Genomic DNA, 13,405 nt, shown 5'->3' on the forward strand with positions numbered 1-13,405 from the left:
GATCATGCCCCTTCTCCTCCCGTCCCGTCTCAGGCGCACGGCCCTCGCCGCGCTCACCAGCGCCGCGGCCCTCTTGGCCGCGGGCTGTTCCCAGCCGCGCGACGCCGCTGCCACGCAGCCGCTCGAATCGCTGGCCGGCGCTCCCGCCACCGCGACCTGGAGCGCGCTGCAGCCTGAAGCCGCGCTGCTGCACCTGCCCGACCGGCGCGACCATGCCGTGACGCTGCGCGAGCGGCGCCCGGCGCAGGGAGTGATGCAGGAGATCGAGCTGTCGGCGCGCGGCGGGACCGGGCGCAACCTGCTGACCCTCGCGGTCCATGGCGACACCGCAATGCCAGGGCTGTTCCCGGGCAAGCCGAGTGAGGCCGGCATCAAGGCCGAGATTGCCGCGGCCTTTCCTGGCCGGACGCTGCGGATCGTGCCCCAGCCGCGCCGCAACAGCTTCGGCCCCTACGGGCTCGCCGTCGCCACAGGTCCCGACGGGCAGCGCTGCGTCTATGCCTGGCAATGGCTTGAGCGCGACGACAGGCGCGTGCGCGACGAGCTCGGTGGCGCCGCCTCCTGGCGTGCGCGGATCTGCCGTAAGGCGCAGACGCTCGACGAGATCGCCGCCGCACTCGACGAGATCGCGATCGGCCCGCAGCCGGACATTGCGAGCACGCCCGCGCCGAGCCCAACCCGCACGACCAACCCCACCAGGAAGCATGCCGCGCAGCCGGCGCCCACGACCCGGCAGGCAAAATCGACAGAGCCGGTTGCCGCCTTGCCGAGCCCGGCTCCCGGCGGACAACGCTATCTCGCCGCCGTTTCGTCCGCACAACGCCCCGCGGCCAACCCAGCTGGCGCTCAGACCATGCTCGACCAGAGCCTGCCGGCCGAGGCTTATCGCGGCCCGATGGCTCGCACCGCCCAAATACCGCGCCCGGCGCTGCGTGAAGCCGCTGTGCCGCGCAGCGCCATACCCGTTCCCGACTGACACGCAGCCGATCCGACGACGACGCACGCACTCCTTGAAGGTACCCTCATGACCCGCCGCATTCTGCTGATCGAAGATGAGCCGCTGTCACAGGACATCATCACCTCGCTGCTGCGCGGCCAGGGCTATGCCGTCGATGTCGCGACCGATGGTTTTGCAGCTCTCGACCGGGTCCGCGCGGTCCACTACGACGTCGCCCTGATCGACTACCACCTGCCCGAGATGGACGGCTATGCGCTCGGCCGGTTGCTGCGCGAACAGCATCCCGGCGGCGATACGGGCCCGATCCTGATCGGGCTGACCGCCGACCGCAACGGGCTCGCGGCCCGGCGTGGCTCCGATGCCGTCTTCCGCGCCATCCTGCCCAAGCCGATCAAACCGGCCGAGCTGTTCGAAGCGATCGAGCGCCTCTGCGAGACGGCCGGCAGGCCCTCCTCCGCCCAGACGCCTGCCCAGCCCGCCGACACGCGCCGTGCAGCGGCGGTGCTCTGGCGCAGCCACGGCCTCGACATGCCGCCGCGAGCCTGCGCCAGTCCGGCGCCGACGATCGAGCAGTCGTCCGCGCTGACACTCTGCTTCGAGCTGGTCGAACCCGAACTGGCACAATGCGTCGTGCTGCTGGAGCGGCACGGCATCAACGAGGCGCTGCGCATCGCCAAGCGCGGCCGGGCCGAGCCGCTGCCGATCATCGGCCTGAGCCAGGACCATGCCGATATCTGCGACAGCCTGTTCCGTGTCGATGACCCCGCTTCCTGGAAAGCGCTCGCCAGCATGCTCGGCGGCGTGGCGCCGGAGTCAATCGCTCGAATCCACACGATGCCGGCACACATCGAAGCGGCAGCCGTCGCCGCAGCGATTGCCGACGATTCGGCTACCGATGACATTGCCGCTGAAGGCATCGTGATCGAGGAGGCCGAGCCCAACCACGCCGCTTCCAGCGACATCGGCAAGCCTCAACCCGGCATCGCCGCCTCGATCCTGCGGACATTGCTGCTCAGCGGCGTCCGTGCGCCGCTCGACGCGCTGCGTAGCGAGCTTGCCGCGCAGCAGCGTTCGCAGGCAGCGCCCGATCCGGGGCAGCTCGCCACCCTGGACTCGGTCCTGCTGATCACCGGCACGATCGCCGACGCCTTGAACATGCCGGCGGCGCGGACTTGCGAGGCTGCGATCTTCGACCCCGCCGAACTCGCGGAGAACGCTCTGGCGATGATCCGCGATTCGCGGCCACCTGGTGCTGTGCGGCTGTCATGCCGGATCAGCGACAGCGTGCCGCGCCTGCTGCGCGGCGACGTGCACGGGCTGAGCCAGGCCGTGCTGACACTGCTCGACGATGCCTGCTGCGGCGCAGAACCGGCCATGCTGGCGCTGCACCTCGCCTTCGATGCCGAGCGGAATTCATTGACGCTGCGGCTGAACCACGAAGGCGCAACAAGCGAGCCGGCGCAAAACGAGGGCGTCGTTGCACTGCTACGGAACTTGCGCCTGACGATGTTGGGACGCCTCGTCAAACTGATGGGCGGTACCCTCTCACAGGATGGAGGACAGGTGCTGCTGACCGTTCCACTCGAAAGCGAGGTCAATGCACCCGCGCAACAGGACAATAACCCGGCCAGCGAGCCCGCTCATGTGCTGCTGATCGACGACGGCGCGACCAGCGGCCAGGTGCTGACCCTGCTGCTCACGCAAGAAGGTCACCGGGTCTGCCGCGTCCGCGACAGCGAGGCGGCGCTCTTCGCCTGCCGCAATGCGCGGCACGACCTCGTCATCTTCGACCTCGCCAGCGGCGTCGAGGCTCGCCTCGCCTCGCTGGAATCCGTGCGCCAGTTCCAGACCTCGCAGGCGGATGTGCCGGCGCTCGTCCTGGCCAATACATTCTCGACGCAGGAGGAGGCCCGCCTGCGCGGCTGGGGCGTGGCATGCACCCTGGCCAAACCGTTCTCGCCGGAGGCGCTCGGCAATGCCGTCGCTGCCTGCCGGCTGAAGCGGGTCGAACCATCACCCCTCGCCTGCGCAGCGATCGATGCCCGCGTGCGCGATGCGCTGGCTCAGGCGCTCGGCGACCAGACCGTCGAACGCCTGACGGGCCAACTCTTGGCGCAGATCGAGGCCTTGACCGGCGTGTCGGAGATCACGGCAGAAGCGACGAGCCGACTGATCGAGCTGTCGGGCTGTGCGTCCGTGCTGGGGCTCGCGGAGCTGGCGGCGCATTGCGCAGCGCCGAAGGGCGCTGTGGCGATCCCCGGCGCACTGCTGCGCCTTCGCACCGCGCTGGAGACACGGCAGCAGGCCGCGGCTTGACGTTTCGTTAACCATAGACGTGCTTGCGTCGGCACTCTGGAGTGGTGCGGGCAAAAGGCTCCGCGAGGGAAAGCGCGGATGACCATGGGGCAATCCAGGAGGAGCCGGAGAAAGCTCCTGGTGCCCACTGTCTTCACCGGAGTCATCCTGGCGAGCGTCGTACTTCTCTCGGTCACCGGCTGGCTGGTCTGGCAGTCGGGCCACCGCGCCGTCCAGGCCGCCGCGACCTCGAACGAGGCGCTGGCTTCGGTGCTCGACCGGCACGCCACGCAGATGATCGATTCCGTCCGGATCGTCCTGAAGACGGCAGGGCTGCAGCTTGGTTCGGATCCGGGTGATCGAGGCCGGCACAGCGCGCTCGACGCCTGGCTTGCAGACGTGGCGCGCGATCTGCCGCAACTGCGCGCAGTCGGCGTCTTCGACACCGGCAGCGGCGCATCGGTCTACCAGTTCATACGCTCGCGCGATCCCAGCGAGGCCGCCCTGAAGGCCTTCGCCACAGCTGCGTCGCTCTTCACGGGCGACGGCCTCCAGATCGGAGACGCCGTTTTCGACGACGCCAGCGGCCATTGGCTGTTGCCGATCGGGAACGCCATCGCGCCCCGGCAGGGCATCGGCGGCCACGTCGTCATAGCGCTCGTTTCACTCGATCACCTTCAGGAACTCTATGCCTCGCTCAACATCGGACCAAACGGAACGGTGGTCCTCTTCCGTAGCGATGGCTCCGTGCTGGTGCGCCATCCCTATGGCCCGAGCCGCGTGGGCCAGAACATCCAGTCCGGCAGCCTTTTCAGCACCTATCTGTCGAACCAGAACAGCGGAACCTTCCAGGCGCATTCCGCCATCGACGGCATCGAGCGGATCATGAGCTTCCGCCGGCTCGAAGCCGGCCCGCTCGTCGTGGTCGTGTCGAGCTCGGTCGCTGACGTCCTCGCCAAATGGCGCGAGGAACTCTCGGTCGATTTCGCGATTGCGGCTCTCTGCGCGATGCTCCTGCTGAGTCTCGGCCTGCTGCTGATCCGCGTTGCGCGGGAGCGTGACAAGGCCGACGACTATCTGGACATCACCCTGGCGCATATGGAGCAGGGCCTGCTCATGGTCGGCCCCAGCCAGCGCACCAAGGTCTACAACCGCCGCGCGCTCGAACTCCTCGATCTGCCGGAAGAGCTGATGGCGCGCCGGCCCCATTCGACCGAAGTCTTCGCCTATCAGGTGGCGCGAGGGGAATTCGCCGAGATCCCCAACGACCTGCAGGGGACGATCATCCGGCCGATCCTGTCAGAGACGCCGCATTGCTACGAGCGCACGCGGCCGAACGGCACGGTTCTGGAAATCCGCACGACACCGCTGCCCGATGGTGGCGCGGTCAGGACCTATACCGACATCACCGAACACCGCGGGGCGATCGACGATATGAACGCCAGCACGGCCTTCGCCAACTCGCTGATCAATTCAAGTCCCGACTGCATCCAGCTGCTCGACCTCGACGGCCGTGTCATCTTTATCAGCGATCTCGGCCAGGAGCTCTTCGAGATCCAGGATTTCGAGGCCATTCGCGGCCGGCCCTTCGCCGACTTCTTTTCCAAGGAGCATCGCAGTCGGATCGAGCTCGCCTTGCGGCGCGTGCGCGGTGGCCAGACCGACCGCTTTACACGGATGTGTCCGACGCTCGGCGGCGTGGTGAAATGGTGGGAGTTCATCATCACGCCCGTGCATGAGATCGGACGCGGGCCGGAACGGCTTTTCGTGGTTGCGCGCGACATGTCGGCGCAGCAGGCCCATGCCGAGGAACTTAGCCGCGCCAAAGAGGCGGCCGAGCGCGCCAGCCTCGCCAAGACCCAATTCCTCGCCTCGATGAGCCATGAGATCCGCACGCCGCTCAACGCCATCCTCGGCTTCGCCACTCTGGCGCGCGAGCGCCAGGGCCATGACCTCGAGCTGCGTCGGCAGATCGAACTGATCCAGAAGGCTGGCGAAGCGCTGCTGACGATCATCAACGACGTACTCGACCTCTCCAAGATCGAGGCCGGCAAGGTCGAGCTCGAGGAGCGGCCGCTCGACCTGCGCGGCCTCGTGTCCGACTGCCTGTCGCTGACCCACGGCCTGGCGACGCTGAAGGGCTTGGCGCTGGACTGCATCGTCGATCCCGCGATCCCGACGCGAGTGATCGCGGACGAAGCCCGGCTGCGGCAGATCCTGCTCAATCTTTTGAACAACGCGGTGAAGTTCACGCCGTCGGGCTCGGTCAGCCTGTCGGTCGCCCCAGCATCCCGGGCCGGTTACATGGTACTGGCAGTGAGCGATACGGGAATCGGCATTGCTGCGGACCGCCTGCCGCATCTGTTCCAGGATTTCGTCCAGGTCGACGGCTCGATCAGCCGGCAGTTCGGCGGTACGGGGCTCGGGCTTTCGATCTCACGACGCCTGGCCGGCCTGATGGGCGGCGAGATCGGCGTCAGCAGCGTTGTCGGCCAGGGCTCCACCTTCCAGATCACCCTGCCGATAACCGAGGCAGGGATCGAGACGCCACCATCGGCGGCCATCGAGCCGCCTTCCGCGATCACCGCGATGCCGCGGCGGATCCTGCTCGTCGACGACCTCAGCATCAATCTGGAGATCGTCGGCGCGATGCTGGAGAAGGCCGGCCATCACGTCTCCTTCGCCAGCAGTGGCCCGAACGCGATCTCGGCCTATCGTGAGCAGCGGCACGATCTGATCCTGATGGATGTCCAGATGCCGGATATGGACGGGCTCGAGACCACCCGCCACATTCGCGAACTGGACGCGCAAGGCCGCAGCGTACCGGTGATCGCGCTGACCGCGAACGTCTTCTCGCAGCAGATCGCGAGCTACCGCCGGGCCGGCATGAACGACCATCTCGGCAAGCCGTTCCATCGCGCCGCCTTGTTGGCCATGATCGAATGCTGGACCGGCGACGGGGCGCCGATGGAAATAGCCAGCGCGGCGCCAGTGCTCGACCAGGATTGCCAGGACGAGCTCGCGCGGTTGATCGGACCCGAGAAGGTTCTGGAGCTGCTGATGCGCCTGGCTGACGACCTGCCGGGACGCCTGCGTTCGGCTGCTTCCGACGCGTTGCGGGCGGATGCCCATGCCATGGTCTCAAGCGCCGGCCTGCTCGGCTTCGCGCAGCTGTCGGCGACAGCGCGCGAACTCGAACAGGCGATCGATGCCAAGGACGACATCGCGCCGCCGCTGGCGCAGCTTCTGGCCGTCAGAACAGCGACCGTGCAGGAAATAAGGAAGGCCATGTCGCGGCTTGCGCCCAACATGGAATTTGGCGGCGACACGTTCACCCTCAAGGGCTGATCCGCTCCTCTAGAGCATTTCCGCGTTTCTCCGAATCGCGGAAATGCTCTAGCTCCTTGTTTTAACGCGTTTTCTTCACGCGAACCGGTGTCCACTTCGCTCGAAAACGCTCTAGATGCTGGCGCATCGGCACCGCTTGCCACCCCCGGCGGTCACAAGACAACGCCGTGGCCGCGAGGATCTCCGCTCAGAAGATGAATTCGTCCAGCGCATCCGCAGGCGCCGCCGCGACGGCGGCCGCCGCATCCTGATCCGGAATGCCGCACTCAGCCATGACCGCCTTATGAATCGCGCGTTCGGCAGCCATGGTGTAGCTCGGCCAGACATGCTGCTGGAACAGGTCGCGCAGGCAGGCAACCGCCGTCTGATCGAGCGCCTCGCCCGGCGCGGAACGGGCGAGTTCGTCGGCCGCGGAGGCAATCAGATCACTCATCGCCCCAGTGTTGGAGAAGGACAGTCTCGCCTCGGCAAGAACGGTGCAGAAGCCGCTGCCCTCCCGCGTCAACTGATCGAGCGTCGTGCCAAGACGATCGCCCGTCTGGCGCATGGCGGACAGCGAACCGCGCATCGCCTGATCGAGCGCCGCGAAATGAGCGGCATCGAGCCTGCCATCGCCTTTGAGGCCGGCGGCGGCGGCCTGCATCTGCGCAAAGGTCGGCGCCAGGCGATCGGCGTCACCGGCGATCTGATCAGCGGCGAGTTTCAACTCCTGAGCGATGACGACGAGGCTGCGCCCATCCGTACCGACCCGGGCCGCGCGCAGGCCCGCATTCATGCCAATGAGCACGATGCTGGTCACGGTGTCGGCCAGATTGGCGACCGTCTGCTGGCAGGTGTCGAGCACCGCCGCGAGGACCTCCGTGACGCGATCGACCCCGGAACGCGCCCGGTCGCATTTGCCGAGCAGATCGGAGGCCTGCGCCAGATCGGCTTCGAGATCGGTGAGGAAGGAGGCGGAGCTGGCACCATCCCCTTGATACAGCGAGCGTACGAGGTCGAGCAGACCGACGGTGTCGCCGGCGAGCAGCGCCAGCGCCGCCTCGATCGCCTCGGCATCGCCACCGAGCGTGGCCGCGCTCTCCCGAAGCTGAGCCGATTGCAGTCGGCGCAGCGCCAGAATGCCCGCCTGTCTTTCGCCTTCGCTCAATCCGGCGCCGACGCCTGACCCCTCCTTGAGCGTCCCGACCAGCCGCAGTGCTGTAAGCACATGCTCAAGCCGCTGCCTGATGCTGTCGCCCGATTGCAAGGCGATGATAGCGCCACCGGCCGCGGCCGCGATCCTGCCGGAATGGGTCGCGGCATCATGCGTCAGCGCGACGCTGCGTTGCTGGCGCTCCGCCACGACGGCAAGCGTCTGCTCGAGATTGGTCGCCAGGTCCGAGAGGGCGTGGCCGTAACGTCCGTCGAAATCGCGCTGCGCCGCAAGCGCCGAGCCGAGCAGGCCGCTCAGGCGCTCATAATCGCGGGCGCAAGCCTGGATGGTGCGCTGCGCCTGCGTCGTCAACGTCATGATCTCGCTGGTGAAGTCACCGAAATCGCGCCCCGCGGCTTGGATCGAAACGGCCTCGATGCGGGCGCTGCGGGCGAGGATGGTGATCAAGCGCATATGGTCGAGCAAGCGATCCAGCGACTGGGACGCCGCATTGCCATGCTTCGCCAGCTCCCGCAGCGTTGCCGTCTCGCCCTGAAGACCATCATTAATCGCTCGCAACTCGCCGGCGAGCCCGGCCAGGGCCGCGCCAGCCTGGGCGATCTCGCTGCCGGCCAATTCGCTCGACAAGGTCGAGAGCCGCTCCTTCAAGGTCTCGAACAGGCTGAGGCCCTCGCCGAGCTGCCGGCCAGCCGTGGCGAAAGTGAGATCGATCTCGCGCGCGCTCCCTTCCAGCGAATGGATCAGCATCGGCAGCACCGCATCGCCCTCAAGCATCACACCCCCACGCCTCCCGACGCCGACTTCAAGCATTTCGCGCATTCTCGCCCGCTCCCGCCAAAGTCGCCTGCGGCCAGGCCATGATCTCCTGCGGTACGCGCGCCAGCTTGACGATGCGCTCCGCCGCGCCGAGCTCGATCGCCTCCTTGGGCATGCCGAAGACGACGCAGCTCTCCTCATCCTGCGCCAAGGTCCTGGCGCCGGCCTTGCGCATCTCGAGCAGGCCGCGAGCGCCGTCATCACCCATGCCGGTCATGATCAGGCCGAGCGCGTTGGCGCCGGCATATTGCGCCGCCGAGCGGAACAGCACGTCGACGGAGGGACGGTGGCGCGAGACATGCGGGCCGTCCTTGATGGCGATGCGATATTGCGTGCCGGAGCGCTGCAGCAGCATGTGGTGGTTGCCCGGTGCGATCAGGACACGGCCAGCGGAGAGCTCGTCGCCATCCTCGGCCTCCTTGATCTCCATCGCGCAGATGCCGTTCAGGCGCTTGGCGAAGGCGGCCGTGAACTTCTCGGGCATGTGCTGGACGATGGCGATGCCGGGGCAGAGGGCGGGCAGCGCCTGCAGCACCTCGCGCAAGGTCTCAGTGCCCCCTGTCGAGATGCCAATGCAGACGATGCGGTCTGTCGTGTGCCGGACACGGCCCGGCACCGGCGGCGGCATGATGACATCCGCAGTCAGTTTCTTCTCGACCGGAACGCGCGCCTCGCGCGGCCGCAAACGGGCCTGCGCGGCGGCCCGCACGGCATGGCGCAACCGGTCGGCGGTCTCCATCAATGCGTTGCGTGTGTCGATGCGCGGCTTGGGCAACACATCGACCGCACCGGCCTCAAGCGCATCGAACAGCGCCTTGGAACCGGCTTCGGTCAAGGTGGAGCAGATGATCACGGGGATCGGCCGCTGCGCCATGATCTTGCGCAGGAAGGTGAGCCCGTCCATGCCCGGCATCTCGATATCGAGGATCATGACGTCGGGCAGTTCGGTCTGCAGGCGGCGCGCGGCGGCGAAGGCATCGGCCGCCGTCCCCATCACCTCGATGCCGGGGTCCTCGCTCAGGATCGTGCTGAGGACCTGGCGCACGGAGGCGGAATCGTCGACGATGAGGACGCGGATGGGCTTGCGATTCATGCTGCCGACCTCCCATACGCTGCCGGCAAGGCCTGATAGATGGTCGGCACGACCGATTTCAGTCCGGCGACGCCGCTGCCGGCCATCGATTCCGAATGGCCCAGCATCAGATAGCCGCCCGGCCGAAGATGCGAGACGAGGCGCTCCAGTACGGCGGCCTGCGTCGGCTTGTCGAAATAGATCAGCACATTGCGGCAGAGGATCACATCGACGTCGCGGTCGAACGGGTAGCTATCGTCCATCAGGTTCAGATGCTCGAAACGGACCCGCCGGCGCAGCTCCGGCGCAACCCTGACCAGATCCAGCTGCGCATCCTTCGAGCGCATCAGATAGCGCTGCTGCACGGGCGCAGGCACCGGCGCGACGAAGGCGCGCGGATAGATCGCAGCACGTGCCTCGCGCAGCACCTCGGTCGAGATGTCGGTTCCCAGGATCGAGAAGCGCAGCTCCTTGCCGGCCTTTGCCCGGCCGGCATTGACGAGGTCTTGCAGCACCATGGCGGCGGTATAGGCCTCGGCCCCGGACGAGCAGGCAGCGCTCCAGAGCTTGAGGTTCAATGGACCGGGTCCCTGGCGCTGCGCGAGCTGGGGCACGGCGACATCGCGCAGAAACTCGAAATGACTCGGCTCGCGAAAGAAGTCGGTCTTGTTGGTGGTGACGCAATCGATCAATTGGACCAGCTCGCCATCGAGGCCGCCATGCTCGAACAGATGCGCACCATAGGCCGCCAGGCCCGCGAGCCCCAACGCCCGCACGCGCTTGCGCAGCCGTCCCTCCACCATGGTGCGCTTGGTCTGGGGCAGCTTGATGCCGACGCGCGTCTCGATGAGCGCTACGATCGCCGCGAAATGCCTGTCGGTCAGATGATCATAGGTTTCCGGCGAGGCGGGCTTCATCGTGTCAAGCCGCGCTCTCGGTGACCAGGCCGGCAAGGGCCGGCAGGTCGTCCGATTCCATCAAGCGCTCGAGGTCGAACACGACGATGAAGGCCTCGCCCTTGCGGCCGATGCCGGCGATGTAGTTCGACTGCCAGTGGCCGCCGACATCGGGAGCCGGCTCGGTATGGTCGTCATCGAGCCCTGTAACCTCGAAGACGCGGTCGGCGACGAAGCCGACGCCAAGCGTGCGGCCCTTGACCGGCACGTCCAGGATGATGATCCGGGTGGCATCTGTCGGCTCCATGCGAGGCAAACCGAGTTTCGTGCGCAGATCGACGATCGGATAGCCGGTGCCGCGGACATCGATCATGCCGAGCAGGAAACTCGGCGCATGCGGCAGCTTCGAGACCGGGCGCATGTCGAGGATTTCCCGGACATTGCGAATGTCGATGCCGAACAGCTCCTGATCGATGCCGAGCGTCAGATATTGGGCGGTGTCAGCCATGAAGGCCTCGCGATGATGCAGGGAAAAGCAGCAGGCCAGATGGCCTGACCGGGCAAGCCGGCTCCGCCGGAGAGCGGAGCCGGGTGATCCGATCAGGTGCGGTGAAAGGCGGCGTCGTGCTGATCCTCGCCGCCATCCATCTCGAAGGTGAAGCCGCCATTGGCGATTTTCCGGGATGGGCGGGCGGACACGGCGGCAGCCACAGCCGCAGCCTTCTTGGGCCGAAGCGCCGCCGCCATGGTCGAAGCCTTGCCGCGCAGTTGCTTGACCGCCTTGTCGATGGCGACCGGCTTGCTGGCCGCGTCGCCCGCCAGCCGGAAGAAGGCGATTGTGGTCTGGAGCTGCTCGGCCTGGGCTGCGAGCTCCTCGGAGGTGGCGGAAACCTGCTCGGACGCCGCCGCATTCTGCTGCGTGACCTTGTCGAGCTGCTGGATCGCCTGGTTGATCTGGGTCGAGCCGACATCCTGCTCGCGGCAGGCGGCCGTGATCTCCTCGACCAGCTCGGCGGTCTTCTTGATGTCGGGCACGAGCTTCGCCAGCATCGAGCCCGCCTCCTGCGCCACCTTCACCGTATCGGTCGAGAGCGTGCCGATCTCGGCGGCCGCCGCCTGGCTGCGCTCGGCCAGCTTGCGCACCTCGGAGGCCACCACCGCAAAGCCCTTGCCGTGCTCGCCGGCACGCGCCGCCTCCACAGCCGCGTTCAGCGCCAGCAGATCGGTCTGACGCGCGATCTCCTGCACGATCGTGATCTTGGCCGCGATCGTCTGCATCGCATCCACCGCACGGCCGACCGCAACGCCACTCGCCTCGGCGTCCTTGGCCGACTGCGCCGCGATCTTCTCCGTCGTCGAGGCGTTCTCGGCGTTCTGCTTCACATTCGCCGCCATCTCCTCCATCGAGGACGAAGCCTCCTCCGTCGAGGACGCCTGCTCCGTCGAGCCTTGCGACAATTGCTCCGCGCTCGCAGACAGCTCCTGCGAACCAGAGGACATGTTCTCGGCGGCTCCGGTCACCTGGCCGACGACCTCGCGCAGCTTGACCACCATGTTCTCGAGCGCGATGCCGAGCGTGTCCTTCTCCGATAGCGGCTTGGCTTCGACCGTCAGGTCGCCATTGGCGATCGAGTCCGCGACGGCCGCCGTCGCGTTGAGATTGGCGGTCATGCTGTTGAGCGCGGTGACGAGATCGCCGATCTCGTCCTTGCTCTTGACCGCGATGGTCTGGCTGAGATCGCCGATCGCCACGGCATTGGCCAGGCCAACCGCGCTCGACAGGCCGCGGCTGATGCTGAGCGCGATCCAGCTCGCGGCCGCAACCGCGATGAGAAGCGAGGCGAGCACGATCGAGATCAGCAGGGTCTTGGCGAAGGCGGCGGCTTCCGCAGCGGCGACCGCAGCCGAATCCGCCGATTTGGCGACGAACGCGCTATAGCTGTCCAGCGCCGCTGTGAGTTCGGCCGTTGCGGCGGCGCCGACTGTTATCGTCGAATTGGTGGCCTTGATGGTGCCGGCCTCGGCGGCGATCGCGACCGTACGCAATGCCGAGGTGATGCCCTTGTCGTAAGCTGCCAGCATGGGGCCGGTCGTCACGCCAAACCGAGCCAGATCCTCGGCCGCCTTCGTAAGGCCCCCGCGTACGGTCCGCGCCTGCTCCTCAACGGTCTTCTGCTGCTTTTCGACCTCGGCGACCGTCGGCAAATTGAACGCAAGAGCGGCGGAACGCGTCAGGCGCAGCCACTCGAGGCGCACGTCTTGAAAAGCCAGGGTCGCACGCAACAATTCCGGCGACGCCTCCGGCTTCGTCGCTTCCGCAATCGCCTGGCTGGTGGCCGCCGTGACCGCCTGAATCAACGGCATCGTCTCGGTCTGCCAGGCTTCGGTGGCGCGGTTACTGGAATTCAGCTTGGCGTTCTTGAGCGTCTCATCCTGCACAGCCGCAAAACGGCCAGCCTTGTCCGTGATCTGCGCGAGGTATTTCCTGCCCTCCTCGCTCGCGATACGGAAGAGATCGTCCTTCTGCGTCATGGCCGCGTTGCGGCGCTCCACCGCCCTTGCGGCGTAGCTTTCAGTATCCTTGTCGGTGGCGGCGAGAACCGCGTTTTTCTCGGATCTGACGGATGCATTGAACGCACCTGAAATGTTGCCGGTCGCGTCGACCCGCTTCGTCCAAGTGACGAGCGTGTTCTGCGTTTCGGTCATCTCGGACAGTTTTTGGTAGGATAATCCGCCAGCCGCCATCGAGAGGGCGATCACGACGCCGAAGGCCCCGGCTAGTTTAGTCTTGATGGTCATACGCATGGCGGAGCTCATGAAGAGAGGAAAATCGCGAAGGGGTTGCTAGGCGACGGCGGTCGGCATCT

General features: G+C 66.8%; 8 protein-coding genes. 3 read left to right on the forward strand and 5 right to left on the reverse strand.

Features of this window, described 5'->3' with window-relative positions; translation table 11 throughout:
- The first annotated feature begins 4 nt into the window (after positions 1-4).
- From bcsN to BMZ97_RS15635, 3 genes are all read left to right on the forward strand, one after another.
- Positions 5-976, forward strand: coding sequence for a cellulose biosynthesis protein BcsN (gene bcsN / locus BMZ97_RS15625; RefSeq protein WP_092171045.1), 972 nt, complete (start codon positions 5-7; stop codon positions 974-976).
- A gap of 48 nt (positions 977-1,024) precedes the next feature.
- A complete protein-coding gene (locus BMZ97_RS15630; RefSeq protein ID WP_092171047.1) occupies positions 1,025-3,274 on the forward strand; it encodes a response regulator in 2,250 nt (749 codons plus the stop codon).
- Positions 3,275-3,394: 120 nt separating this feature from the next.
- A complete protein-coding gene (locus tag BMZ97_RS15635) occupies positions 3,395-6,601 on the forward strand; it encodes an ATP-binding protein (RefSeq protein ID WP_175525572.1) in 3,207 nt (1,068 codons plus the stop codon).
- A gap of 187 nt (positions 6,602-6,788) precedes the next feature.
- On the opposite strand, the gene BMZ97_RS15640 is transcribed toward BMZ97_RS15635, so the two are convergent.
- The 5 genes from BMZ97_RS15640 to BMZ97_RS15660 all read right to left on the reverse strand — a co-directional run bounded on the left by BMZ97_RS15640 (position 6,789) and on the right by BMZ97_RS15660 (position 13,343).
- Positions 6,789-8,573, reverse strand: coding sequence for a hypothetical protein (locus BMZ97_RS15640; RefSeq protein WP_139221228.1), 1,785 nt, complete (start codon positions 8,571-8,573; stop codon positions 6,789-6,791).
- Entirely contained in the window at positions 8,557-9,663 is a 1,107-nt protein-coding gene (locus tag BMZ97_RS15645) for a protein-glutamate methylesterase/protein-glutamine glutaminase (protein ID WP_092171053.1), read from the reverse strand. Before BMZ97_RS15645 ends, BMZ97_RS15640 begins: the two co-directional genes overlap by 17 nt.
- Positions 9,660-10,559, reverse strand: coding sequence for a CheR family methyltransferase (locus BMZ97_RS15650; protein WP_092171055.1), 900 nt, complete (start codon positions 10,557-10,559; stop codon positions 9,660-9,662). Before BMZ97_RS15650 ends, BMZ97_RS15645 begins: the two co-directional genes overlap by 4 nt.
- 4 nt (positions 10,560-10,563) lie before the next feature.
- Positions 10,564-11,046: a chemotaxis protein CheW gene (locus BMZ97_RS15655; protein ID WP_092171057.1), complete on the reverse strand. Its 483-nt coding sequence runs from the start codon at positions 11,044-11,046 to the stop codon at positions 10,564-10,566.
- A 92-nt stretch (positions 11,047-11,138) separates the two neighbouring features.
- A complete protein-coding gene (locus BMZ97_RS15660; protein WP_092171059.1) occupies positions 11,139-13,343 on the reverse strand; it encodes a HAMP domain-containing methyl-accepting chemotaxis protein in 2,205 nt (734 codons plus the stop codon).
- Positions 13,344-13,405 lie beyond the last annotated feature (62 nt).

Source organism: Allobosea sp. OK403 (genome assembly GCF_900113835.1).
GTDB lineage: Bacteria > Pseudomonadota > Alphaproteobacteria > Rhizobiales > Beijerinckiaceae > Allobosea.